This window comes from Providencia sp. Me31A (genome assembly GCF_050487165.1).
In the GTDB taxonomy this organism is placed as follows: Bacteria; Pseudomonadota; Gammaproteobacteria; order Enterobacterales; family Enterobacteriaceae; genus Providencia.
This window is the reverse complement of record NZ_JBKQGZ010000008.1, coordinates 1-24,882: the sequence shown is the minus strand read 5'-3', so window position 1 is coordinate 24,882 and position 24,882 is coordinate 1. Positions and strand designations below refer to the sequence as shown.

Sequence of the window (24,882 nt, the reverse complement as noted above, 5' to 3'; positions counted from 1 at the left end):
TGGAGGTAATGTATGCCCTATATTGCATCATCAAAGCGCTATACTGAAATGGAATACCGGTTATGTGGTCGTAGTGGGTTACGTTTACCACTGATTTCATTAGGGTTATGGCATAATTTTGGTGATAACAAATCTTTCGATAATTGCCAAGCCATGCTTCGTCATGCTTTTGATCTTGGGATTACTCATTTTGATCTCGCCAATAATTATGGGCCTCCTCCTGGATCTGCCGAAGTTAAATTTGGCCAAGTCATGCAACGCGATTTCCTCCCATATCGTGATGAAATGCTCATTTCATCTAAAGCGGGCTTTACCATGTGGGATGGCCCCTATGGTGACTGGGGCAGTAAAAAATATTTAGTTGCCAGCCTCAATCAAAGCTTAAAGCGTATGGGACTTGATTATGTCGATATTTTTTATCATCACAGACCAGACCCCAACACACCTTTAGAAGAAACAATGGGGGCTCTTGATCTCATCGTTCGCCAAGGGAAGGCTTTGTACGTGGGAATATCTAACTACCCAGCAGATTTAGCAAAAGAGGCAATCACTATACTCAATGAGTTAGGAACTCCTTGCCTTATTCATCAACCAAAATATTCCATGCTGGAGCGTACACCAGAACAAGGACTTCTTGATTTACTTGAAGAAGAAGGTGTTGGTTCTATTGCATATTCGCCACTCGCAGGTGGTATCTTAACGGATCGTTATTTGAATGGTATTCCCGCTGATTCACGAGCGGCAGGTAATCCTTCTCTTCCACCTGAAAAGCTCACTTCAAGCGTTCTTTCTAAAGTTAAAAAACTCAACGAAATTGCAGCAAAAAGAGGGCAAAAGCTCAACCAAATGGCTCTCGCGTGGCTACTACGCCATGATAGGATTACATCAGTATTAATTGGTGCAAGTCGTATCAGCCAAATTGATGATGCAATGGGAATCTTAACAAACCGTAATTTTACCCAAGAAGAGCTGAAAAGTATCGAGTTGATCTTAGAAGACGCTATGTAAAAAGCCCTAAGACAAGTTGCAGAAAATATCTGCAACTTGAGCATCATCTTATAAATTAACGATATTGACCTTCTGCTTTGAATTGCACAACAGAATAAGGCTGTGTTCTTCCATCAAGTTGTTCCATCCCTAAACTGCCAATCGGCATTCCAGGAACAGAGATACCAACCACATCAGTAGATAATTCATCAATCGTATCAAGACTACTGACTGGAACATGTCCTACAATGACTTTATTTTTATAGGTTGCAATATGACAACTACGCAGATGGTGAGGGACTTTTAATTTGTTATTTAACTGACTTAACTCATCGTAGCTGATCTCATTAACCACCACATCATAACCTGCTTTATGAACCCCTTCTCCCCATAATTGGCAGCAACCACAGCTTGCATCTTTATAGAGATGTACACTTTCCCCTTGAGAAAATGCAGAGAATGACAATAACAGCATTCCACTTAAAATTAACTCTTTCATTCTAATTTACCTTATAAATAGTCACGATTAATTATTTGAAAGCTACTTTTTATTACGTGTTTGGCAGATTAACTTATACGCGGCAGGGATTATAAATAATGATAGTACTGGCGCAGTTATCATTCCTCCAATCATAGGAGCTGCAATTCGACTCATAACTTCAGAACCTACCCCTGTTCCTAATAAAATAGGTAATAATCCAGCTAAAATAACAGCCACAGTCATTGCCTTTGGCCTAACTCTAAGAACAGCGCCTTCATATAACGCACTATCTAATTCTTGTGATGATAACGTCTTAATTCCCTGCACTTTTTCTTTATCTTCTATGGCATGCCTTAAATAAATCAGCATCACAACACCAAATTCAGCAGCAACCCCCGCTAGTGCAATAAACCCTGTTCCTGTCGCCACCGATAAATTAAAATTCATCCAATACAGAAACCAAATACCTCCCACTAATGCAAAAGGTAAGCTGAGTAAAATCAAGAGTGCTTCGCTAAATCGCCTAAAAGCTAAATAAAGCAATACAAAAATAATCATTATCGTTGCAGGTACCATTAACATTAATTTTTGATTAGCTCTTTCTAACAATTCAAACTGCCCTGTGAAGGAATAGCTCACCCCCGGTTTCATTTGAACTTTAGTCCTAATTTCACTATCAATATCATTAATGACAGAAACCATATCTCGGTCACGCGCATCAATATAAATCCAGCTTGTTGGTCGTGCATTTTCAGTTTTCAGCATTGGAGGCCCCATAACTATCATCACCTCAGCGACATCACTAAGAACGATTTGCTGTTTACTTGGGGTCAAAATTGGCAATAATTTCAATGCAGATACGCTATTTCGATAATCTTGTGGGTATCTTAAACTAATAGGATAACGTTCGATGCCTTCCACCGTTTCACCGATCATTTCTCCTCCTGTCGCCATAGAAATGAAAACTTGCACGTCGTTGATGCTCATTCCATAGCGAGCAGCTTTTTCCCTATCAATCTTAACATCGACATACCGCCCTCCGACCAATCGTTCTGCCAATACGGAAACAACCCCAGGAACCGATTTAGTCACTTTTTCAATTTGTTGTGCTAATTCATCAATTTCCTCTAAATCTTTTCCTGAGACTTTAATGCCTATTGGGCTTTTTACCCCCGTAGAAAGCATATCAATACGATTACGAATTGGAGGAACCCATAAGTTAGCAACGCCGGGTAATCTAACCGTTTCATCCAACTCATCGATGATTTTTTCTAATGTCATCCCTTCTCGCCACTGCGATTGTGGTTTTAAACGAATCGTGGTTTCGAGCATTTCCATTGGTGCTGAGTCAGTTGCAGTTTCTGCTTTCCCTACTTTGCCAAAAACAGTATCAACTTCAGGAATAGTTTTAATTAACTTATCTGTATTTTGGAGTAAGAATGCGGCCTGAGCAGGAGATACTCCCGGTAATGTGGAGGGCATATACAATAAGTCTCCTTCATTAATTGACGGAAGGAATTCGCCTCCTAAATGTTTTAGTGGCCATATCACTGTAAATAGTGACAACAACGCAATTAATAATGTCGTTTTCGGCCATGCTAAAACTTTCAGTAACAGGGGGCTATATAGGGAAATTAGCCAACGATTCAGCGGATTTTTATTTTCATTTGGAATATTTCCGCGTATCCAATATCCCATTAAAATCGGGATCACGACTAAAGCTAAAGCAGCAGCGCCTGCCATCGCATAGGTTTTAGTAAATGCCAACGGACCAAATAAACGCCCCTCTTGCCCTTCCAACGTAAAAATGGGAATAAAAGAAAGCGTGATAATTAATAAACTAATAAATAATGCAGGGCCCACTTCTACGGCAGAATCCGTTATCAGTTTCCAGCGCTGCGCATTATCTAGCATTTTTCCTTCATTTTGATGTTGCCATTTTTCTAATTTTTTATGGGCGTTTTCTATCATCACAATCGCAGCATCAACCATAGCCCCAATCGCAATCGCAATCCCGCCCAAGGACATAATGTTTGCATTAATTCCTTGGTAACGCATCACAATAAAGGCAATAAACAATCCAAGAGGCAAAGAAATAATCGCCACCAGCGCTGAACGGAAATGCCATAAAAAGACGGCACAAACAAGAGCGACGACAATAAATTCCTCTAACAACTTGTAACTTAAATTATCAATCGCGTTGTCAATTAATATGCTTCTATCGTAGGTGGTAACTATTTCAATACCTTCAGGTAAACTACTTTTTAGATCCTCAAGCTTTTGTTTGACATCGTGGATCACATTACGTGCATTTTCACCCGAACGCAGTAAAATGATCCCACCAACCACTTCACCTTCACCATTAAGTTCAGCTACTCCACGACGCATTTCAGATCCTTCTTGAATGCGAGCAACATCCCGTAAATAAATAGGTATACCACTTTCAGATGTCTTCAAGTAAGTTTTATTAAAATCATCTATCGATTGAAGATAACCACTAGCACGAACCATGAATTCCGCTTCAGCAATTTCAATTGAAGAACCGCCCGCCTCTTGATTCCCCATTTCGACGGCTTGCTTTATTTCAGGTAATGTAATTGAGAATTGGGCCAGTTTAAGGGGATCGACCACTATCTGATACGATTTAACAATCCCACCAACCGTTGCTACTTCCGAAACATTTGGCAGCGCTTTTAACTCATATTTTAAAAACCAATCTTGTAATGAGCGCAGCTCTGCTAAATTATGCTTCCCTGTTTTATCAATAAGTGCATATTCAAAAATCCAACCCACCCCTGTTGCATCAGGGCCTATCGATGCTACCGCACCTTTAGGTAATTTAGTTTGCACTTGATTTAAATATTCTAAAACACGCGATCGAGCCCAATAGAGATCCGTATTATCTTCAAAAATAACATATACATATGAATCACCAAAGGCAGAAAATCCCCTTACTGTTTTTGCCCCTGGTACCGATAACATTGTCGTTGTTATCGGGTAAGTCACTTGGTTTTCAACAAGCTGAGGAGCTTGTCCGGGGTATGTTGTTTTGATAATCACCTGTACATCTGACAAATCAGGTAAGGCATCAACTGGCGTGCTACGTATGCTCCATATCCCCGCAATAACAAGAAAAGCCACCCCCATGAGCACCAAAAACCGATTCGCAACTGAGCGTCTTATAATCCATTCCAACATTATCTACTCCTTAGATGTATGTGATGAATGATTAGAAGATACAGCCTGTTTTATTGGTTCTTCCATTTTGGCTAATGCACCTGAAATATTCGCTTCCGAATCAATGAGGAAGATCCCTTGAGTCACAATGCGCTCTCCAACTTGTAACCCATCAGATATGGCAGTCATTTGCTGAGATTCTTTAATTACTCGTACTTTTTTCGGGATAAATTCACCATTTTCTCCCACAGCAATAACATGCTGTGTTCTTCCAGAATCCACTATTGCTTGAGAAGGGATTAACATGCTTTCTTGCTCTTGGGCAACAAAATTTAGATATGCGGTCATACCCGGCTTTAATAAATTGCGGCTATCAGCTATTTCTGCACGAATATTAATTGTGCGACTTGATTTATCAGCGCTAGGTAATATGAGCCAGTTGCTAACCGTAAATTTTTCAGTTGGATAGGCTGGAATAGAAAGTGATAATTGTGTCTGCTTCATCAATAGCTCAGCCACTGATTGAGATATTGATGCATTCACCCATAATGGGCTAGTCCCTTGAATTTGAGCAATAGCCACATCCTTGGATATATTCATCCCTAAGCGCAGATTTAATGCAGTAATTACCCCAGAAATAGGGGCTTGAATAGTAAAACGTGTTTGTACTTTTCCAGTTTTAATAAATTGGGAAAGCGCACCGTCCGGCATACCATTTAACCGTAAACGTTCAAGTACACTATTAAGATCTTTTTGGCTTGCATTCATTTGCTTTAATGCAAGATATTCGCTCTGCGCCTCAACCCATGCAGGGATCGTCAAGTCTGCAATTGGTGCACCTTCTTGGATCTGCTCACCAATAGAAAATGGGTACACTTTTTCAACAAATCCACTTTCTCGAGCTTGTACAATGGCAAACTGGTGGTCATTAAATGCAATTTCAGCCGGAAATGTTAGGTCATAGCTTAGTTTTCCCCATTCCACCGCAACTGTTTTTAACCCTAAATTTTGGGTTTGCGTTGGGTTGATAGTCACCCCTTTACTATTCGCTGAGGTATGATTTTCATCCGCATATTTAGGAACGAGATCCATATCCATAAAAGGTGATGGGCCGGGTTGTTCAAATTTAGTATTTGGATACATAGGATCATACCAATACAACACCGTACGCTCTTTTTTTTCCAATAATTCACTATTATTTTCTGCAACAGAGAAATAACGATAAAGTAAGATTGAAATCACACTCGATAAAATAATGACTACCAGCAATTTAGTGAGGTTAACTAATGACATAACATCTCTCTACCTATTTAGTTTATCTTTTCAATGGATGTCAATATTGAAAGGTTACCTTGTTGTACAAAGGAAAAGGCTAACTCATCATTTTCTTGTAGGCCTTTAATCATATTTTCGTCTTGGTAGCTAAAACGCATTGTCATCGGTGGCCAGCCAATACTTTCTATTGCTTTATGATTTATCGTTAATTTCTTATTATCTTTATCTATAGAAATTAACTTTCCTTCCGTACTAATTGTTGACTCAGCTACATTTTCTGGGTGGATAGAATGGTTATGTTCTGCAGCATTTACGTATCCTACAGCTGTAAATATTGCAATTGATAAAGCAAAAGTAACGCTATTTAATTTTCTCATGTTTATCCTCATTATTTTATTAAACCGCCACCTAATGCAGAGAATAAATTAATTTCATTCTTCTGCTGTTCTATTTTCAACATTAATAAATTTTGTTGTTCAGTGAATAAACTTCTTTGGGCTTCAAGTACATCAAGATAACTCAAGCTGCCATATTGGTAACTTGTCTGTTTTTGATTTAATATGTTTATTAAAGTCTGAACGTATTGCTCTTGAGCGATACCTTGTTTTTCTAAACTGAATTTTATCACCAGCGCATCTTTCACTTCACGAAAAGCGACTTGAATACTTTTTTCATAATTAACAATTGCTTTATTTTTTCGTATTTCCGCTAGCTCTAAATTTCGGCTATTTGCCCCCCCTGTAAAAATAGGTAAGGTAATTTTCGGAATGAAATTCCAAATACCATTTGAGGAATCAAATAACCCAGATAAAGAGTCATTACTATTAGCAACACTGGTATTAAATGAAATAGAAGGGAAAAATGCGGCCCTTGCTACACCAATATTGGCATTTTCAGAAATAATATTTTGTTCTGCGGCCATAATATCAGGGCGTTTTAATAATATTTCAGACGAAAGCATTAAAGGCGTGGCAATGAATGAGTCGTTAAAATCAGCATTATCAGAAAGTACTATTTCATGGCTATAGTCATTAGTTAAAAAGCTCACTAAGTTTTTATTTCTTGCAATGTCACTACGGATCTTTTCAATATTGATATCTATGGATTGAATTTGCCCTTTCGCCTGTTCTAAATCTGATAAGGAGGCTTTACCAGCAGCAACTTTTTGTATCACAATAGATTGGCTATTGAGGTAACTGTCCCTCGTCTGCTGTGCAATTAATAACAACTTTTGGTTGTATACAATATCCAAATAGGCTTGAGCCACCGTTTTAATAGTAATAATTTGAGTTGCCCGATTCATTTCTTGTGAAGCAATAAACTTCGCTTTGTCAACTTCAGTTAAATTTTGAATACGTCCCCAAAAATCTAGTTCATAACTAATATCTACACTTGTATTATATTTTTTATCAAATGAAGCACCTTGATTTAATCCTTGACTATAATTTCCACTCGCTGAAGATGAAACTTGTGGATATTTTTCAGCACCAGCTAAGCCAAATTTTACACGTGCTTCTTCCACATCCAAGGCTGTTAAATAAAGATCTTTGTTTTTTTCCAGTGCCATCTGGATCAGCGTTTTCATTTGTGGATCACGAATAAAACTTTGCCAACTTGGTATGAATATTTCCATTTCATTAGCATTCACCTTATTCAAGGGATCTGTAGCTAGTTGTTCAGGAACCTGTAATTCAGGCCTCTGATACTCAGGAGCCAATGAAACACAGCCACTAAGAATAAGGGCATTGGCTATCAATAATATCCTTGAAAAATACATGGTATAGCCATGCCTTCTAGTGATTGAAATTACTTTTATAGTAAAAAATACCACCTGTTAGATTGATGACATGAAAATGACAAATTTGTCATTTTACATTTATTGATTTCAATGCTTAGAATAAAGCGTACAACAGGTGTAATTTGGGTTATTGAGGTACTTGTGAAATTATTGATTGTAGAAGATGAACCAAAAACCAGAGAATATTTATCGAAAGGATTAACGGAGTCTGGCTTTATTATCGATGCAATAGAAAATGGCATCACAGGCCTGCACATGGCATCAACTGAAGAATATGATTTAATTATTCTTGATGTCATGTTACCTGATATCAATGGTTGGGAAATAGCAAAACACCTGCGAACCATAGGTAAAAATACCCCAATATTAATGCTTACTGCACTAGGTAATGTTGAGCACCGAGTAAAAGGCCTTGAGCTTGGTGCTGATGATTATTTAGTTAAACCTTTTGATTTCTCTGAATTGCTTGCTCGAGTAAGAACATTATTACGTCGGGGAAATAACACGATTCAAAAAACACAGTTCAGTATTGCTAACCTACATATTGATTTAATTAAAAGACGTGTAACTCGTGCTAATGAAAAAATAAATTTAACTAGCAAAGAGTTTGCATTATTGGAATTTTTTGTATTGCACCAAGGGGAAGTATTATCCCGCTCCTTAATTGCATCAAAAGTTTGGGATATGAATTTTGACAGTGATACTAATGTAATTGATGTCGCAATTAAACGGTTAAGATCAAAAGTCGATCAAAACTATGAGCCTAAACTGATCCACACTATTAGAGGAATGGGTTATTTACTTGAGATCCCAGAAAATGAATAAACTATTCAGCCACCCTATTTCTATCTCAACACGTCTCATTTTCTTGATAAGCATTACGCTTTCTCTCGCTTTACTCTTATTTAGTTGGATCATGATTAATTCCGTTATTTTACATTTTAAACAACAAGATGAATATGCATTAAGCCAAATAAGTCTCACTATACGTAGTTTTTTGAGTGAAAATACCAATTCACAAAACGAACAATTTTCACGTATCAGAACTATTTTGAATGAGCACCAAAATTTGGTTGTCTATCTCATTGACCAAAATGGAAATGTCCTGACTTCCCCAAATGCAACAATCGACATCATTTCACGTTTAAAAAATTACGATCCAACTAAAGATAATGCCGACCAATACCTTGATAATTATCGCTTAGCCGAAAGTAAAATTAAGGTATATCGCAGCAATGATATACAACAATACCGCCTAGTAACGGCACTTTCTCTTAATTTTCATCATGATTATCTTAACGCTCTGATATATAAGTTGATAATCAGTGCTATTTTATTGTGTTTATTTACGATTGCTGTAGTTTATTTTTTAGTTATCAAAGGCCTCAAACCACTTAAAGAAGTTAGCGATGAAATAAAAAATGTGACCTCTGAAAATTTAAGTATTCGCTTAGACCCAGACTCTGTGCCTAACGAACTAAAGCAATTAACTATTTCATTTAATCAGATGTTAATCAAAATTGAAGATGTTTTTGTTCGGCAGACTAATTTCTCCGCAGATATTGCCCATGAAATGCGAACACCTATAACAAATTTAATGACAGAAACACAAATTTCACTCAGTAAAAACCGGACAAAAGAAGAGCTTGCTGAGGTGCTTTATTCAAATTTAGAAGAATATAGCCGCCTTTCGAGGATGATCTCCGATATGTTATTTCTCGCTCAAGCAGATAATAATATGTTGACCCCTGACCAAAAACAGGTTGATATAAAAGCTGAAATAACATTTATTTTAGAGTATTTTGAGTTTTTAGCTGAAGATAATGATATCCAACTTAAAATGGTTGGTTCTGCCGGCCTTATTTTTGCCGATAAAGAGATGTTAAGAAGAGCAATAACCAATTTAATTTCTAATGCAATTCGTTATACACCTAAAGGTGATTCAGTCAGTATAAATCTTACCGATGTAAAAAATGGTATTGAAATCATTATCAGTAACCCAGGAAAAAAAATTCCAGAAGAACATTTGCCTAAATTATTTGACCGTTTTTACCGTGTTGACAAATCACGTCAACGAAAAAATGAAGGTAGTGGTATTGGTTTAGCAATTGTAAAATCCATTATATTAGCGCATAAAGGTTCGATATTCGTAACTTCTGATGAATATTCTACTCGTTTTACCATTTTTTTACCCTACAATTATGGGTAAACTATAATGTAAAACCCTAAAATGGCAATATTGTCATTTTAGGGTCAGCATTGAGAAAGAATATATCCATTATTATGGCCTTATTGAGATACATTTAATTAAATAAGGAAAGATAATGAACAAAGTCATTTTTACACTTAGCTTTGTATTTTTCACAACGAGTCTAGCACATGCTCAGTCACCAATTGATATGCATAAAAATGCAGCTTCTGCATTAACCTTTACAGAAAATAACAGCTCACCATCAACTCAACAAGCGATAAAAAAACATTTAAACCAAGCTGGTATAGATACTAAAACAAATATAGCCCCAGGAAAATCATTTTCTCAATTAAGCAGCGAGGAAAAAAGAGCCGTTTCATTAAGTTTCACTCAGAATAACACATCTCCAACGATACAAAAAATGACTCAAGATAGCCTGAAACACAGTGAAGAAAATAATGAATACCATACAAAATCAATCACATCTTTCAGTGATATGAATGAGCATGAAATCGCAATCATTACACTAAATTCACATAAAAATAGTGCTTCCGAACCAATTCAAAATGAAATAAAAAAACATTCAAAAATAACCAAATAGCCAAATAGCCAAATAGCCAAATAGCCAATTTAAAGGAATATTATTTTAATTTAAATAATATTCCTTTTATCGATTAAACCCCTAAAATATCTTGTCATTTTATATTAATCATTAAATAAATTTAATTTTCTGATTGTAAATTTGAATCATTGCTTGTTTTCAATAATAAATTATACTTTTTTATGCAACACCATTAATTAAATCAACCAAGGAAAAAATATGCATAAAACATCTATTTTATTTATATCGCTACTATTCCCATTATTATCTTATGCAACACCAAACTCATCTTCAACCTATGGTGTAGAAGTATCCAAAGTATATTCTACACTCGAATCTCATAATGGTGGTAATGGTGGTAACGGTGGACATGGAGGCAATGGTGGTAACGGCGGAAATGGCGGTAATGGGGGTAATGGAGGTAATGGATATTCATTAATTATATAACATTAATACTTGCCCCTTTAAATAAAGGGGCAAGTGGAGGAGCCTATGAATAATCAGTCTACTATTTTATGCTATTCATTATTATTAATGAGTATATCAATAGCAAGCCATGCAAATGATTCTATCTCTATTTTAACTAATGACTCATCCCAGCTAAAAAAAATAGCTATTGAGCAATACCTACCACCATTACCTTGCGACCTTACCAACCATAAAGAATATGACATTCAATTCGTTTCTCCGCAAACTATCAGCTATTCCATTCGAAATGGTTCGAATGGAAGAAATGGTGATGATAGGCAAAATGGTAAAAACGACTGCAATGGCGGAAACAGTTCCCCCCAGAGCCACGGAACTCACGGTGGAAATGCATCCCCAGGCAGTAATGGTAACGGTGGAAATGGCGGTGATGGGGGAGTCTATGGTGGAGATGGGGGCAATGGAGGTAGTGGAGACGGTCGAGGAAATGGCGGTAATGGAGGCAATGGTTCCGTCAATGGTAATGGTGGAAATGGGGGGAATGGCGGACTAAGTGGCGGAAACGGGGGGAATGGAGGTGATGGAGCCGGCTCTGGGAATGGCGGTAATGGCGGTAATGCAGGCTCTAATGGCGGCAAAGGTGGAAAAGGTGGGCGAGGAGGACCTAATGGCGGCCAAGACGGTACCGATGGCATCAATGCAATATAGTTCACTAATCAACCAATCAATCGATAAACAATATTGTCTCTTTAGGCTTCAGTAACGTAAAACGGAAGCCTAAGCTTCCGTTTCATGCGTAAACCCAATTTACTGCTTTGGTGCGAGCTTCATTAAAAATTCACGTAGCTTGGCAAAATCGGAAGGCAAGAAGTGAGATAAAAGAGGCAGCTCTGCACGTTCTGCTAATTCTTTTGGTAAAGGTAGCTGTTTATTTAAAATGTCCTCTACACTCTCTTTAAACTTAGCTGGGTGGGCAGTACCTAAGAATAATCCATATTCACCCTCTTGCAGTTGGTCACGTAAAACGCGGTAAGCTACAGCTGCATGAGGCTCGGATAAATATCCTTTCTTGTCTAATTCACGTACTGTATCTTTGGTCACTTCATCATTCACAGCACCAAAACCGAGATCTTTAAGTGACCAACCTTTACGGCGAAATAGCTCTTCAATTCGAGGCCAGTTATTAGGTTGACTGACATCCATCGCATTCGATAACGTTGCCACTGTTTGGTGAGGTTTCCATTCCCCATCAACAAGATAGCGAGGTACCGTATCATTCACGTTGGTTGCGGCAATGAAACGCTTGACCGGCAATCCCATGGATTTTGCTAATAAGCCAGCTGTTAAATCACCAAAGTTACCACTTGGTACAGAGATCACCAGTTGATCGCGTTTTTCTGCTGGGATCTGTGCTACCGCTTCAAAGTAATAGCAGATCTGTGCGAGTAGGCGGCTGATGTTGATCGAGTTCGCTGAATTTAAATAGAGTGCTTTCTTTAATTCTTCATCATCAAACGATTGTTTAACCAATGCCTGACATGCATCAAAATCATCTTTGATTGCGACAGTGTGAATGTTTTCACCTAATGTACAGAATAACTTTTCTTGTAATGGGCTGATTTTCCCTTCAGGGTACAGAATAACAACCTGTACATTTTTTAGGCGATAAAATGCATGTGCAACTGCCGCACCTGTATCTCCAGATGTTGCCGTCAAAATGGTGACTGGTTGCTCGCCCGCTACTTGACCTAGCGCCTGAGCCATGAAACGGCCACCGAAATCTTTAAATGCCAAAGTCGGCCCGTGATATAACTCTAACGTTGCAACATCATCTTCAACTTTAGACACTGGAGCAGGGAAAGCAAATGCTGCTTTCACCCTTGAAGCTAGCTCTTCTTGAGGGATTTCATCGCCAATAAATGCACTTAAAATTCGGCCACTACGTGTCACGAAATCTAATTTTAATAATTCGTCGATTTCAGCCACACTAAATTCAGGCAAGTCTTGAGGGAAAAAGAGCCCCTGTTGCTTACCCAATCCCTGTTTAACCGCTTGTGCAAAACTTACTTGTTCATTGTTATCTTTTAAATTATACAGTTTCATTGTTTACCCTATTGTCCTTGCCCCTGCGAGATCCAAACGGCAGATATGCACAAAGCCTTCATCATTCTGAATGTAATGTTGTTGCAAATAATCTGCCATTTTTTCAGCGATTTGTTTATCATCGCAAATAGCAAACAGCGTTGGCCCAGAGCCTGAAATACCACACGCTAACGCACCAATTTCTTTTGCATTTTTACGTGCTGCCGCAAAACCTGGCAGTAATTGTGTTCGATATGGTTCAGCCACAACATCTTGGATCATGGTTGCTGCAAGTAATGGCTGATTGGTATGACAAGCGTGAATAAAGCCCGATAAATAGCGACCGTGGTTGACGATGTCATGACGTGGGTAGCTATCAGGGAGGATTGCCCGAGCTTGTGCTGTCGACACTTTAATTCCCGGATAAGCCATAACCCAATACCAGTTTTCAAATGCAGGTACTGGTTGAGAAATAATGCCATTTTGCTCGATAATCAGTTGCAGGCCACCTAAAAAGCATGGAGCAACATTATCATAGTGAACGCTTCCTGAAATGCGACCTTCTAACTCTCCCATCATTCCTAACAGTTGAGTATCATCAAAGGGTTTTTCTGCAAACTCATTGAGAGCCATCAGCGCAGCGACAACCGAGCAAGCACTGGAACCCAAACCGGAACCAATTGGCATATTTTTTTCAAGCGTCATCGCAACGTTCAATCGTTTACCTAAGCGCTCACAAAACAACTCCCAACATTGGTAAACAATATTATGCTCATTCTTTTTTGGAAGTTTACCGACGAATTTACCTTTATTCGTCAACGAAAATATATCCGCTGCCTCAACAGTTACGCAATCACCCAGTAATGAGCCATCCGCAGGAGAAACCGCAGCGCCAAGCACATCAAACCCAACACTCACATTACCAATTGAAGCTGGTGCATAAACTTTAATCACTTATCAAACTCCCAATTTCCATGAAAGGGTACGCAGCATATCCGCAAATACACCAGCAGCAGTAACATCGTTACCTGCGCCATAACCCCTTAATACTAAAGGAATTGGTTGGTAATAGCGGGTATAGAAAGCCAGTGCATTTTCGCCATTTTTGACTTTAAAGAGTGGGTCATTTCCATCTACGGCAACAATCTTAACCTGACAGCGCCCTTCTTCAATCAATCCAACATAGCGTAACACTTTTTGTTCCGCTTCTGCGGCTTTTATGCGCTGAGCAAATTGTTCATCTAATTGCGGTAAACGCGCCATAAATTCAGGCACCGCACCGCTACTGTCAAAATCCGCTGGTAAAACAGCTTCAATTTCAATATCTTGTAACTCTAAAACATAACCTGCTTCACGGGCTAAAATTAACAATTTACGTGCAACATCCATGCCCGATAAATCATCTCGTGGGTCAGGCTCTGTAAAACCTTTTTCTTTTGCTAATGTTGTGGCTTCTGATAAAGACATACCTTCATCGAGCTTACCAAAAATAAAGGATAAAGAGCCCGATAAAATACCACTAAAGTGAACCAACTCATCCCCTGCATTCAGCAAATTTTGCAGATTCTCAATAACCGGCAAACCCGCCCCTACGTTCGTGTCATAAAGAAACTTACGTTTCGATGTTTCACTTGCCGCACGTAATTGATGATAATAATCCATCGATAATGTATTGGCTTTTTTATTAGGCGTTACCACATTAAAACCATCTTTTAAGAAATTCACATATTGTTCTGCGATTTCTTGATTCGATGTACAGTCAATGATCACTGGGTTTAAAAAGTGGTACTCACGTTCTAAACGGATCAAACGGCTTAAACTAAACGGCTCTTTTGCTTCCGTCAGTTCAGCTTTCCAGTTATCTAAATCAATCCCTTGCATATCAGTTAGCATCGCGCGTGAATTCGCAATACCACACACTCGCAAGTCGATATGCTTTTGCTTTAACCATTGCTGCTGGCGGTGAATTTGCTCAATTAGTGCGTTACCAACTCCCCCCACACCAATGATAAAGGCTTCTATAACTTGCGCGGTATTAAACAGCATTTGATGGCATAGACGAACTGCCGTTGTTGCTGACTCATTGGCAATTACAGCAGAAATGGAACGTTCAGAAGAACCTTGTGCAATAGCCACAATATTGATATTGCCGCGAGTTAATGCGGAAAAGAAACGAGCCGAAATCCCTTTCAATGTACGCATGCCGTCACCTACAACGGAAATGATGGATAATTGCTCCATCACGTCTAGTGGGTCTAAGACACCATCTTTGAGTTCTAAATAAAATTCTTCTTCCAATGCCGCTCGAGCACGTTGTAACTCACTTTGTGGCACGCAGAAACTAATACTATACTCAGAAGATGACTGAGTGATCAGCACCACTGAAATCCCTTTACGCGACATCACAGAGAAAATACGTGCCGCCATACCCACCATGCCTTTCATCCCTGGCCCTGATACGTTGATCATCGCCATATTATTTAGGTTAGTGATCCCCTTAACAGGCGTACTGTCATCAGTTTGGCCATCACCGATCAATGTGCCAGGTGCACTTAAATTAGTGGTATTTTTAATGAGGCAAGGGATTTGGAATTGAGCAATTGGAGCGATAGTGCGAGGGTGGAGAACTTTGGCGCCGAAATAAGATAACTCCATCGCTTCTTGGTATGACATCCCTTTTAACAATCGGGCATCTCGCACCAAGCGAGGGTCACAAGTATATACGCCATCAACATCAGTCCAGATCTCGCAGCAATCTGCACGTAAACACGCGGCTAATACCGCCGCTGAATAGTCGGAGCCATTGCGACCTAATACAACCAGCTCACCTTTGTCATTACCCGCAGTGAACCCTGCCATTAAGATAAAATGATCTTTAGGAATATTCAAAGCAGCAATACGTTTTGTTGACTCATTGATATCTACAGTTGACTCAAGGTAGTGACCTTTGGCTAATAAGCTTTCAACAGGATTTATTACCGTGACATTATGACCGCGCGCTTTTAATACCGATTCCATGATGGCGATGGAGAGTTTTTCACCACGGCAAATAATTGAAGCATTAATACTATCAGGACATTGACCAAGAAGAGTAATACCATGCAGTACCTGTTTAATTTGTGCAAATTCTTGTTCGGTCAGTTTTTTCAATTTGTCATATTCAAAACCAGGTTGTTGTTCTTTAAGTCCTTTTAAAAGATTTGCAAAAATTATTTCAGCATCATTCACATGCGTGATGACATCTTGACCTGAAACCGTTTTTTCAATCATAGCAACGAGATGGTTAGTGATTTTTGCTGGTGCTGATAGCACCAATGCCACTTGCCCATCCGCTAATTTACTTTCAGCGATGTCAGCAACGTTCAGTACTCGTTCATCATTTGCAACCGAAGTACCGCCAAATTTAAGCACACGCATGGTATTTCTCTCCTGAATTAACACCAAAAAAAAGCCCGCATCGGTTAAGTATGCGGGCTTTTTCATTTTTATTTTTTGGATGCGTCAGCCCGCCCCGTTTCCTGTGGTTACGGTGGTGGTGGTAATAATAATAGTCAGGCTGATATTACGCATAGATTCTGTCTGTCTCTTAGATCCTTTGGGTTTCTCCCTATACGGTTAAAGCAATTGGCATAATTTGTCAAATTTATTTGCTTAATTACAGTGCTAAAAACCTTTTTTTTGATTGAAAAACATCTAGAGAAAAGGGAAAACATCTTCAGTAAAAGAGAAAAAAATCACTATTTGCAGATAATTTGACTACTATAAATTGAATTTTAAGATTAATAATTTATTAGTGTTTTACACTGAAAAATGTTCATTAAATGACCAAGAAAAGTAAGAGCGCATCAAATACTGTGAACCCTGTTTAGGGTAAAATAAGCTTAAAATGTCTTTATGCTCACTTCTCGGAGAGAACAATTTTTAATCGTCGTTAATCTAATGGCAAACAGCTAAAACGCGTCTAAAAAGCCAGCATTACATCTATTTTTATTAATTATCTTTTTTCCCTCATGGATACATCAAAATGTTAATTTATTGTGGTGAAAAATTCATCATAGAAACAAGTTACGTAAATCCCACAATTGGGAACATGAAAATTGGGGACATGAAAAAGGACAGTTCTCATTTCTGCTCACCTTATTTCTATATATTCTTCCGTTGATTGGCTATTATTCAATAATCAATACTCGGAATTGGAGGTTAGTCACAAATTAAGTATTATCCATAATGGTATATTCACTTCTTTAAAAATGACATTCCTGAGTATTCATTTAAAACAATCCCCCACAGTGCTAGACTCATCATTTTTTTAGAAGCTATCTGATATCTAAATACCCTGTTAATTTTTATAATTAACTCCCTAACAATTTTTGTTAACGTGCTACAATTGATTTTGATATGTATCAACAAAAGTTAGTTTTTTAGGTGGTAAATGCAGTATTAGCTGTTATATTGCTGTTAACAGCCCAATATTGGGAAGTGTTTAAATTTTGGCTCGTTATTAGAGCCATTTGCTTAAAATGGCAACATTAAAGTCGCTGTTGAATTTCAAAATAAATTTATACTTATGAACATGTTTTTCCAGAAGAACAATATCAACAACCACCTAGCTGGAAACGGTTTGTAAGTTCAGTATTCTTATTTTAATACTTTAGGTAGCAACTATGCAGACCCCACACATTTTGATCGTTGAAGATGAGATAGTCACACGCAATACGCTGAAAAGCATTTTTGAAGCGGAAGGCTATGTGGTTCATGAGGCAACTGATGGCGAAGAGATGAATAATGTTCTCTCTGAGCATGACATCAATTTAGTCATCATGGATATTAACTTACCAGGTAAAAACGGCTTATTACTTGCTCGTGAATTACGTGAGCAAGAAAGCATTGCGTTAATGTTCTTAACCGGACGTGATAACGAAGTTGATAAAATCCTTGGCCTTGAGATTGGTGCCGATGACTATATCACTAAACCGTTTAACCCACGCGAACTGACTATTCGTGCTCGTAACTTACTGTCTCGTACCATGAATTTGGCAGGCGGAACAGAAGAGCGCCGTTTAGTTGAAAGCTATAAGTTTAATGGCTGGGAATTAGACATTAACAGCCGTTCATTGGTTAGCCCTGCAGGTGAACACTACAAATTACCACGTAGCGAATTCCGTGCTATGTTACATTTTTGTGAAAACCCCGGTAAAATCCAAACTCGCGCTGATTTGCTGAAAAAAATGACTGGGCGCGAGTTGAAACCACACGATAGAACTGTCGACGTGACAATTCGCCGCATTCGTAAGCACTTCGAGTCAACACCTGATACACCAGAAATTATTGCCACCATCCACGGTGAAGGCTATCGTTTCTGTGGTGACTTAGACGAATAAGCAATTTTGAATTGATGTTAAAAAACCGGCTATTACGCCGGTTTTTTTGTCTTTAAATTGCTCACCAAGGCATAATCGGTACTGCACTTATCGCATTTTTCGGTGAGCCATCGATCATCTTATCTGAGTAGGTTAAATAGACTAACGTATTACGCTTCGGATCGTAAAACCGTACAACCTGTAATTTTTTGAAGACTAAAGATGTTCGTTTTTGAAAAACAACTTGCCCTTTCGTAGGCTTACGCTTAACACGGTCACTTAGCTCAATTGGCCCGACTTGCTGACATGAAATCGCGGCATCAGCGGTATCTTCTGCTAAACCCAGTCCTCCCTTGATCCCCCCCGTTTTTGAACGGCTCAAATAACATGTGACGTTATCGACATCTGGGTCATCAAAAGCTTCAACAACAATTTTATGATCAGGCCCTAAAAACTTAAATACAGTATCGACTGAACCAATTTCTTCAGCAAATGTGACACTCGGTAACGCAGCCAATAATGATACGAGCAGAATTTTTTTTAATCCGGAACAACGCATACTGAATTTCCTATTCAACAGGAGCCTATAACACTTGTATTCTCACATAGACACAAGGCTAATTATTCACTTTTCCAACTAATTCGTAAATACACCTCATTTACTATAAACGAAAAAGTTAACTTGATATAGAATAGCAATTCATTGATAGATTGTATCTGTTCTATAAGTCGTATTGGCTGGGGATATACATGGATCAAACTAATATTATTCGCGATCTACTTCGCTGGATAGATGACAACCTAGATAAACCACTCTCGCTGGATAATGTAGCTGCAAAAGCAGGCTACTCTAAGTGGCACTTACAAAGAATGTTTAAAGACGTCACTGAGCAAGCGATTGGTGCATATATTCGAGCCAGAAGACTTTCTCGTGCAGCGGTTGCTCTACGTTTAACAAGTCGCCCCATTCTTGATATTGCTTTGCAGTATCGATTTGACTCGCAACAAACTTTTACCCGCGCATTTAAAAAGCAATTTAACCTCACACCCGCTTTTTATCGTCGTAGTGAGGAATGGTGCGCAGCGGGTATTTGCCCACCAATTATCTTAGATAATCATATTCATATTGAACATGAATTCATACAAATGCCTGAACAGAAGTTGGTTGGTTTAGAACAAAGTTGCTCTTATGCATTAGAAGAATGGTCAACCGCTTGTTCACAAATGCGCCAAACCTTTTGGCGTTATTACTTGGATAATACAACAGCTATCGCTTCAGAGGTATTTGGTTTGCATCACGCAATCCACAATACTGAAAAAGAAGATGAGCAAACCGTCTTCTATACTACAGCGGTAAAACCTGAAGATGCGAGTTTTAACACCGATAAATATACCAACCTAACCTTGCCCAGCGGCAATTATGTTAAGTTTTCATTTAATGGCGTGCCAACTCGAGATGCATTACAAGAGTTTTTGTATCAGATTTACGGGGTGTATTTACCAAAACTCAACTTAACACGTCGTCCAGGTTATGACATTGAACATTATCGATTAAAAAATATCGAACTGCATAAAATTACACCAGACAGTGATGATCCTAAAACGCATATCGATACTTTTGATTATTATGTCCCAATCAAAACAGAAACTGCGACAACACAATAAGATAAAGGAGTTTCAGTATACTGAAACTCCTTGCTGTTTATAACTAACCTTGCTGCTCATCGAGCGCAGGCTGCGTCAAATGTGTCACTTCCCCTGCCGTTTCAACTATCCAACCATTCGCAAGCCATGGACTATTTTGATAATCCACACGAGACAACGAGCAATTACGTAAACGTAGGCGCCTCTCTGAATAGGCAGGAACCCCCATAATACGGCTAATCAAGGTGCTTAACGCGATACCATGGCTGACCAATAATGGACGACTACCTTCAGGTAAATCCAAGCAGCTATTAAGTGCAGCGAACATACGCGTGTACAACTCTTCCATCGATTCGCCTTGAGGAATTCGACCACCATGAGTACCATCAATCAAACTTTTTCGCCACTGTTCCTCTTCTGAGGTCAAGGAGTCTATCGCTCTTTGCTCAAGAACCCCCATATTTAGTTCACGTAGACGCGGTTCTGTGGTAATTTCACATCCGCATACACTTGCAATTATTTGTGCAGTTTCCAGTGTGCGTCCCATATCACTAGTGATAATATGGGTAATACCTTCCGATTTTATCCTTTCAGCCACCTGCCTAGCTTGCAGTCGTCCAGTGGCTGTCAGAGGGCTATCGGATTGTCCCTGAATGCGACGCGCTAAATTCCATTCAGTTTCGCCATGGCGAACAAGATAAACCTGTAACATAGATGTGTTCCGTTATTACTTTTCGAAGTATGTGCTCAAAGGAAAATAATTAATGTACCAAGTTATAGCTGCAACGACTAATCCTGCCAAAATTAAAGCGATACACCTTGCTTTCGATGCTGTTTTTGGGGCTGGCAGTTATCAAATTGAAGATATTAATGTCGATAGCAGTGTTCCACAGCAACCTATCGGTAATAATGAAACTCGTACAGGGGCTAGGCAACGTGTGATGGCCTCAAGACAAGTTCGCCCTGAAGCTGATTTTTGGGTCGGTATCGAAGCAGGTATTGAAGATGATATGACATTTGCTTGGATAGTGATTGAACATAAGCAAATACGCGGTGAATCTCGCTCTGCAAGTATTATGATCCCAGAAAAAATTCTGGCGGGTATTCGTGAAGGGCGTGAACTCGGCGACGAAATGGCCTTTTTGACCGGTATCGATAATATCAAACAACAAGGTGGAGCCATTGGCTTTTTCACCGACGGCGTGCTTACCCGCACCAGTGTTTACCAACAAGCCTTGATACTGGCACTGGTTCCCATTAAGCATGAAATTTATAAAGAGCTAAACCAAGTCGAAGACTAATTATACCCAAAATAATTAAAATTGCATGTAGGATAAAGTGCCACTTTTTCACACTAAAGTATGGGAAACCATACTTTTTTTGTGCCTAATGACCTACCTAACAATATGAATCCTCAAAGTAGTTCGGATTGTAGGTAGGCGGCAAGTAGCGCTCAGCCCTAGGTGCATACACAAGTCTGTGACCCAAGTAGCCGGGAACAGCCAACAACCTCACTGTGCGAAGTAGGACGAATATTCTAGATAGTTCGTGCTAGTGACTAGGCGGCCAGCGAGGATAACTTGGGGAGCATACACAAGTCTGTGACCCAAGTAGCCGAGAACAGCCAACAACCTCACTGTGCGAAGTAGGACGAATATTCTAGATAGTTCGTGCTAGTGACTAGGCGGCCAGCGAGGATAACTTGGGGAGCATACACAAGTATGTGACCCAAGTAGCCGAGAGCAGCCAACAACGTCACTGTGCGAAATATGACGAATATTTTAGAGAAGCTGAGACTCAAGCCACGCCTTCACATCAAGTGGGGCTGATTTTAAGCTATTTGAACCTCGAGTTATGGTCGCAATTCCTACTCCAAGCTCATTTTTCAGCTCTCGTTGGCTCATTTCTCCCCGCATTAGTTCTTGCACAATTTTAACCCGAGTTGCCAACGCAGTGCGTTCGTCAGGAGTTAACAATAATTGCAGAACTGGCAATTGAATATTTTGCTCGAATGCCAGTTGCAATAAATTCACAAATTGCAGCCAGTCAGCGTTCTCATCAGCGGTCAGTGCTGGATCGTGTTGTTGATTTGCTGTCATCGTTTACCCACCCATACTATTGAACTAGTACAAATAATAACACACTCTTATTAGAAATCATCAACCAAACGCTTTTCACGTTTTAAGAATACAAAAAACAACCAAATTCCACTTAACTACGACACACCAATACGCTAAACCGCTCGGATTATAGGTAGGCGGCAAATACGCTAAGCCCTCGAAGCACGACACAAGTGTGTGACTAGCGCTAACGCAAGAACCCCCTACAATGCGAAATATGAAGAGTATTTTTTAGTATTTCATATTCCATTCATTTGGGAGAAGCACCTTGCTATTCTTTTGCCCCATAAAATGTCGATAGAACAAATCATACGATAATACGTTTTTCACATAGCCCCGAGTTTCAGAAAAAGGAATACTTTCTACGAATGCCACTGCATCAATGCGCCCGGCACTGTTACCCAACCAACGAGTCACCCTTGATGGGCCTGCGTTATAAGCCGCACTAGCTAAAATACGGTTATTACCAAATTTCTGATACACTTCTTCCAAATAAGCTGTACCCAGTTCAATGTTGGTTGTTGGGTTCATTAATTGGCCTGCATTCACATAATTAATGCCTTTTTTCTGTGCGGTATGTTTTGCAGTTGCAGGCATTAACTGCATTAAGCCTGTTGCCCCCACGGGGGAACGAGCCTGTGGATTCCACGCGCTTTCTTGACGAGCGATCGCCATTGCATAACTCTTCTGAATATCTTTCGCTTTAGTATAAAGTGTAAACTCTTTATCCCATGCTAATGGAAAACGTTCTTCTAGATGATCCCACAATTTAGCCGTGATCGTCGCTTGAACGCTCAGGTCGGCCCACTTATTATCAAATGCAAAACGAGCTAGTTGCTCCTGTTGATTAGCTGGTAGTGATGCGACTAAACTCACCCACTCGGAACGGGCAAGGTTATCCATTTCCCAGTACATTAGCTCACGAACACGCTGCACTTCGGGCAATTGGTTAATGCTTGAATTAGGCTTAGCTGTTTTTTTCACATACACAGGATAGTCAATTTCTAATACTTGAGCTGCAACCATCGGGTAAAAACCACGTTTTTGCGTTAACTGACGTAACAGCGTTTTCCCTTCAGCTTTTTTGCCTTCATCAATTAACGTTATCGCTTGCCAATATTGCCATTCTTCTTTGTTCTTCACGTCCGCAGGCAACCGTTTCAACCATGATGCAACACCTCTCTTATCCCCTTCCCCTAAAGCCAGACGAACACGACGTTCTTTAAGTGCTGTTGAATGACTTTCTTGAATGGCTTCATCACGCCATTGCGCTTGTTCAGGGGTCACTCCCCCCATATATTGCCACGCAATACTGTCTTTAAGTAATTGGTTTTCCGCCATATTCATTTTTTGTGCGGTGCTAACACTGCGTAATGCGGTACGGGCTGCATCTGGTGACTGACGAGCATAACGGCTAAAGCCGGCTATTGTGGCTTGGCGAGTAAAATCCGTTGGTGTTACCGTTTTCGCAAAATTCACTACAGAAGCGGGATCATTTTGTAATTTGACTAATGCATCGCCAATCGTTTTGTAACTTGCTGGCAAGCGTTTTGCTAAATAGCTGACAATGAAAGTATTCCCTTCTTTAATGGCTAGATGGATTCGCTCTAGTACCATCTCTGCGCTTAAATAACCGGCTTTTTCCCATTCATTGAATAATTTATCGCAAGCCGCTGGCATTGAATGGCCATTTAGCCAAGCTTTTTCAGCGCCTTGCCATGCAAGCTGAGTATTTCCTGTTGCCCAATTGGCAAAATAGAAATTGCATTGGGCTTCTGCGGGGTTTGGCGCTTCAGGGCTAAATTCAAGCAATGATTTCCACTCTTGGCGGCGGGCTAGTTCATTCACAAATCGCGTTTTTAGGTTTCTAGCAACAGGCAAGGTTGGGTATCGATTAATGAACTCCTGAACTTGACGTGGTGAGATAATATCGAGATCTTGAGTGAGCTCACGATAGGCTAAATAAGGATAAAGTGGATAATCATGTAACGTCGGTAATAAGCGCTCCACTTCGTCCATTCGATTCGCATCCCAAGCAGTCTTAACAGCTTGATAGCGCTCACGCTGCGCTTGTAAGGAATCCGCCCATACAGCGCTAGAAACTAGCATCATAGTCACAGGAACCACTGCTAACCAACGTTTCATATTCACTCGCTCCATCGCTAAACTTAAGTCATATTGGGTTAAATATAACCCATAAATATTAAACATATATCAATTATGTTAATGCTACCGAAAGTTTTTATATTACAATAGTGGAGAGCTCTTGAATTTATCGACTTTACAGTCTTTTACTTTCGATTTAGGGTGCATACTCCTTTCTTGTTCTGATAGCTGAGAGTCCGTTAATGAACTCTCAGCTAGGGGAATTTATAACCACTGGCTCTGATTGAATATAGCACTGTTCGTTTTGAAGCTAACTTTCACCATCTGTTTCGATTCTATACTGACAACCAGTCCTTTAATGCGCTTTTGGATAGAGCAATGAAGCTCTCCCCATCTTGAATCGCCCCACAAAAGTTGAAATGCTTTAATCGGGCGAGATATAGAACACCCACCACCAAAAGACAATAAACTCGCCCTAGATAAAATATAATAACACTGTAAATATCAGGGACTTCCCTTGTTATGGTGGCTGATAATATCATAATGCATATTTTATGATCAGGGATTACTATCATGGACGAAAAGTCTCTTTACGCCCGAATACTCAATTTATCCCCTCCTTGGAGTGTCGCTT

Annotated in this window: 22 protein-coding genes and 1 other annotated feature; of the genes, 9 read left to right on the top strand and 13 right to left on the bottom strand. The window is 39.4% G+C overall.

Annotated features, from left to right (window positions below; genetic code table 11):
- The first annotated feature begins 12 nt into the window (after positions 1–12).
- Entirely contained in the window at positions 13–1,008 is a 996-nt protein-coding gene (locus tag ACLPIE_RS07875; protein WP_430260972.1) for an aldo/keto reductase, read from the top strand.
- A gap of 55 nt (positions 1,009–1,063) precedes the next feature.
- Here ACLPIE_RS07875 and ACLPIE_RS07870 read toward each other — a convergent pair whose 3' ends face one another.
- From ACLPIE_RS07870 to ACLPIE_RS07850, 5 genes are read right to left on the bottom strand one after another with little or no spacing between them, the layout of a single operon-like run.
- On the bottom strand, positions 1,064–1,486 hold the full coding sequence (locus tag ACLPIE_RS07870) for a DUF411 domain-containing protein (RefSeq protein ID WP_430260971.1): 423 nt from the start codon (positions 1,484–1,486) through the stop codon (positions 1,064–1,066).
- Positions 1,487–1,528: 42 nt separating this feature from the next.
- Positions 1,529–4,666: an efflux RND transporter permease subunit gene (locus tag ACLPIE_RS07865; protein ID WP_430260970.1), complete on the bottom strand. Its 3,138-nt coding sequence runs from the start codon at positions 4,664–4,666 to the stop codon at positions 1,529–1,531.
- Between the two features lie 3 nt (positions 4,667–4,669).
- Complete coding sequence (locus tag ACLPIE_RS07860) at positions 4,670–5,938, bottom strand: efflux RND transporter periplasmic adaptor subunit (protein WP_430260969.1); 1,269 nt, start codon at positions 5,936–5,938, stop codon at positions 4,670–4,672.
- 17 nt (positions 5,939–5,955) lie between these two features.
- A complete protein-coding gene (locus tag ACLPIE_RS07855) occupies positions 5,956–6,297 on the bottom strand; it encodes a copper-binding protein (protein WP_430260968.1) in 342 nt (113 codons plus the stop codon).
- Between the two features lie 11 nt (positions 6,298–6,308).
- Complete coding sequence (locus ACLPIE_RS07850; protein ID WP_430260967.1) at positions 6,309–7,751, bottom strand: efflux transporter outer membrane subunit; 1,443 nt, start codon at positions 7,749–7,751, stop codon at positions 6,309–6,311.
- Between the two features lie 108 nt (positions 7,752–7,859).
- On the opposite strand from ACLPIE_RS07850, the gene ACLPIE_RS07845 reads away from it, so the two are divergent.
- From ACLPIE_RS07845 to ACLPIE_RS07825, 5 genes are all read left to right on the top strand, one after another.
- Positions 7,860–8,543, top strand: a complete 684-nt coding sequence (locus ACLPIE_RS07845; protein WP_430260966.1) for a heavy metal response regulator transcription factor — start codon at positions 7,860–7,862, stop codon at positions 8,541–8,543.
- Positions 8,536–9,927 (top strand): Cu(+)/Ag(+) sensor histidine kinase, encoded by a 1,392-nt coding sequence (locus tag ACLPIE_RS07840; RefSeq protein ID WP_430260965.1) that lies wholly within the window; start codon positions 8,536–8,538, stop codon positions 9,925–9,927. Before ACLPIE_RS07845 ends, ACLPIE_RS07840 begins: the two co-directional genes overlap by 8 nt.
- A 115-nt stretch (positions 9,928–10,042) precedes the next feature.
- Complete coding sequence (locus ACLPIE_RS07835; protein WP_430260964.1) at positions 10,043–10,510, top strand: hypothetical protein; 468 nt, start codon at positions 10,043–10,045, stop codon at positions 10,508–10,510.
- Positions 10,511–10,729: 219 nt separating this feature from the next.
- Positions 10,730–10,957, top strand: coding sequence for a hypothetical protein (locus ACLPIE_RS07830; RefSeq protein WP_430260963.1), 228 nt, complete (start codon positions 10,730–10,732; stop codon positions 10,955–10,957).
- Positions 10,958–11,002: 45 nt separating this feature from the next.
- A complete protein-coding gene (locus tag ACLPIE_RS07825) occupies positions 11,003–11,644 on the top strand; it encodes a hypothetical protein (RefSeq protein ID WP_430260962.1) in 642 nt (213 codons plus the stop codon).
- A gap of 99 nt (positions 11,645–11,743) precedes the next feature.
- On the opposite strand, the gene thrC is transcribed toward ACLPIE_RS07825, so the two are convergent.
- From thrC to thrL, 4 genes are all read right to left on the bottom strand, one after another.
- Entirely contained in the window at positions 11,744–13,039 is a 1,296-nt protein-coding gene (gene thrC, locus ACLPIE_RS07820; protein WP_430260961.1) for a threonine synthase, read from the bottom strand.
- 3 nt (positions 13,040–13,042) lie between these two features.
- Positions 13,043–13,972 carry a homoserine kinase gene (gene thrB, locus ACLPIE_RS07815; RefSeq protein WP_430260960.1) on the bottom strand — a complete coding sequence of 310 codons (930 nt, stop codon included), beginning with the start codon at positions 13,970–13,972 and terminating at the stop codon, positions 13,043–13,045.
- Between the two features lie 3 nt (positions 13,973–13,975).
- Positions 13,976–16,435, bottom strand: coding sequence for a bifunctional aspartate kinase/homoserine dehydrogenase I (gene thrA, locus ACLPIE_RS07810; protein WP_430260959.1), 2,460 nt, complete (start codon positions 16,433–16,435; stop codon positions 13,976–13,978).
- A 24-nt stretch (positions 16,436–16,459) separates the two neighbouring features.
- Positions 16,460–16,581 (bottom strand) — a sequence feature (Thr leader region).
- Complete coding sequence (gene thrL, locus ACLPIE_RS07805; RefSeq protein WP_071548816.1) at positions 16,520–16,588, bottom strand: thr operon leader peptide; 69 nt, start codon at positions 16,586–16,588, stop codon at positions 16,520–16,522. (Overlaps the previous feature by 62 nt.)
- Before the next feature lie 1,094 nt (positions 16,589–17,682).
- Between thrL and arcA the strand changes: the two genes are divergently transcribed.
- Positions 17,683–18,399 carry a two-component system response regulator ArcA gene (arcA, locus tag ACLPIE_RS07800; RefSeq protein ID WP_004905684.1) on the top strand — a complete coding sequence of 239 codons (717 nt, stop codon included), beginning with the start codon at positions 17,683–17,685 and terminating at the stop codon, positions 18,397–18,399.
- Positions 18,400–18,460: 61 nt separating this feature from the next.
- On the opposite strand, the gene creA is transcribed toward arcA, so the two are convergent.
- Positions 18,461–18,937: a protein CreA gene (gene creA / locus ACLPIE_RS07795; RefSeq protein ID WP_430260958.1), complete on the bottom strand. Its 477-nt coding sequence runs from the start codon at positions 18,935–18,937 to the stop codon at positions 18,461–18,463.
- A 191-nt stretch (positions 18,938–19,128) separates the two neighbouring features.
- Here creA and robA point away from each other — a divergent pair, with 191 nt between their 5' ends.
- Positions 19,129–20,043 carry an MDR efflux pump AcrAB transcriptional activator RobA gene (gene robA / locus ACLPIE_RS07790; RefSeq protein WP_430260957.1) on the top strand — a complete coding sequence of 305 codons (915 nt, stop codon included), beginning with the start codon at positions 19,129–19,131 and terminating at the stop codon, positions 20,041–20,043.
- 43 nt (positions 20,044–20,086) lie between these two features.
- Here robA and gpmB read toward each other — a convergent pair whose 3' ends face one another.
- Positions 20,087–20,734: a 2,3-diphosphoglycerate-dependent phosphoglycerate mutase GpmB gene (gpmB, locus tag ACLPIE_RS07785; RefSeq protein ID WP_430260956.1), complete on the bottom strand. Its 648-nt coding sequence runs from the start codon at positions 20,732–20,734 to the stop codon at positions 20,087–20,089.
- Between the two features lie 52 nt (positions 20,735–20,786).
- On the opposite strand from gpmB, the gene yjjX reads away from it, so the two are divergent.
- Complete coding sequence (gene yjjX / locus ACLPIE_RS07780; RefSeq protein ID WP_004914743.1) at positions 20,787–21,323, top strand: inosine/xanthosine triphosphatase; 537 nt, start codon at positions 20,787–20,789, stop codon at positions 21,321–21,323.
- A gap of 480 nt (positions 21,324–21,803) precedes the next feature.
- Here yjjX and trpR read toward each other — a convergent pair whose 3' ends face one another.
- Together trpR and sltY are read right to left on the bottom strand one after the other, a co-directional pair.
- Positions 21,804–22,121: a trp operon repressor gene (gene trpR, locus ACLPIE_RS07775; RefSeq protein ID WP_430260955.1), complete on the bottom strand. Its 318-nt coding sequence runs from the start codon at positions 22,119–22,121 to the stop codon at positions 21,804–21,806.
- Positions 22,122–22,373: 252 nt separating this feature from the next.
- Positions 22,374–24,302 (bottom strand): murein transglycosylase, encoded by a 1,929-nt coding sequence (gene sltY, locus ACLPIE_RS07770; RefSeq protein ID WP_430261151.1) that lies wholly within the window; start codon positions 24,300–24,302, stop codon positions 22,374–22,376.
- Between the last annotated feature and the right edge of the window lie 580 nt (positions 24,303–24,882).

Excerpts from the sequence above, each read along its gene's own strand:
- ACLPIE_RS07825 (WP_430260962.1), top strand. The coding sequence starts at position 11,003 with ATGAATAATCAGTCTACTATTTTATGCTATTCATTATTATTAATGAGT.
- yjjX (WP_004914743.1), top strand. The coding sequence starts at position 20,787 with ATGTACCAAGTTATAGCTGCAACGACTAATCCTGCCAAAATTAAAGCG.
- trpR (WP_430260955.1), bottom strand. The coding sequence starts at position 22,121 with ATGACAGCAAATCAACAACACGATCCAGCACTGACCGCTGATGAGAAC.
- sltY (WP_430261151.1), bottom strand. The coding sequence starts at position 24,302 with ATGGAGCGAGTGAATATGAAACGTTGGTTAGCAGTGGTTCCTGTGACT.
- robA (WP_430260957.1), top strand. The coding sequence starts at position 19,129 with ATGGATCAAACTAATATTATTCGCGATCTACTTCGCTGGATAGATGAC.
- thrC (WP_430260961.1), bottom strand. The coding sequence starts at position 13,039 with ATGAAACTGTATAATTTAAAAGATAACAATGAACAAGTAAGTTTTGCA.
- ACLPIE_RS07855 (WP_430260968.1), bottom strand. The coding sequence starts at position 6,297 with ATGAGAAAATTAAATAGCGTTACTTTTGCTTTATCAATTGCAATATTT.
- ACLPIE_RS07830 (WP_430260963.1), top strand. The coding sequence starts at position 10,730 with ATGCATAAAACATCTATTTTATTTATATCGCTACTATTCCCATTATTA.
- ACLPIE_RS07865 (WP_430260970.1), bottom strand. The coding sequence starts at position 4,666 with ATGTTGGAATGGATTATAAGACGCTCAGTTGCGAATCGGTTTTTGGTG.
- ACLPIE_RS07860 (WP_430260969.1), bottom strand. The coding sequence starts at position 5,938 with ATGTCATTAGTTAACCTCACTAAATTGCTGGTAGTCATTATTTTATCG.
- ACLPIE_RS07870 (WP_430260971.1), bottom strand. The coding sequence starts at position 1,486 with ATGAAAGAGTTAATTTTAAGTGGAATGCTGTTATTGTCATTCTCTGCA.
- creA (WP_430260958.1), bottom strand. The coding sequence starts at position 18,937 with ATGCGTTGTTCCGGATTAAAAAAAATTCTGCTCGTATCATTATTGGCT.
- ACLPIE_RS07835 (WP_430260964.1), top strand. The coding sequence starts at position 10,043 with ATGAACAAAGTCATTTTTACACTTAGCTTTGTATTTTTCACAACGAGT.
- arcA (WP_004905684.1), top strand. The coding sequence starts at position 17,683 with ATGCAGACCCCACACATTTTGATCGTTGAAGATGAGATAGTCACACGC.
- thrA (WP_430260959.1), bottom strand. The coding sequence starts at position 16,435 with ATGCGTGTGCTTAAATTTGGCGGTACTTCGGTTGCAAATGATGAACGA.
- ACLPIE_RS07875 (WP_430260972.1), top strand. The coding sequence starts at position 13 with ATGCCCTATATTGCATCATCAAAGCGCTATACTGAAATGGAATACCGG.
- gpmB (WP_430260956.1), bottom strand. The coding sequence starts at position 20,734 with ATGTTACAGGTTTATCTTGTTCGCCATGGCGAAACTGAATGGAATTTA.
- ACLPIE_RS07840 (WP_430260965.1), top strand. The coding sequence starts at position 8,536 with ATGAATAAACTATTCAGCCACCCTATTTCTATCTCAACACGTCTCATT.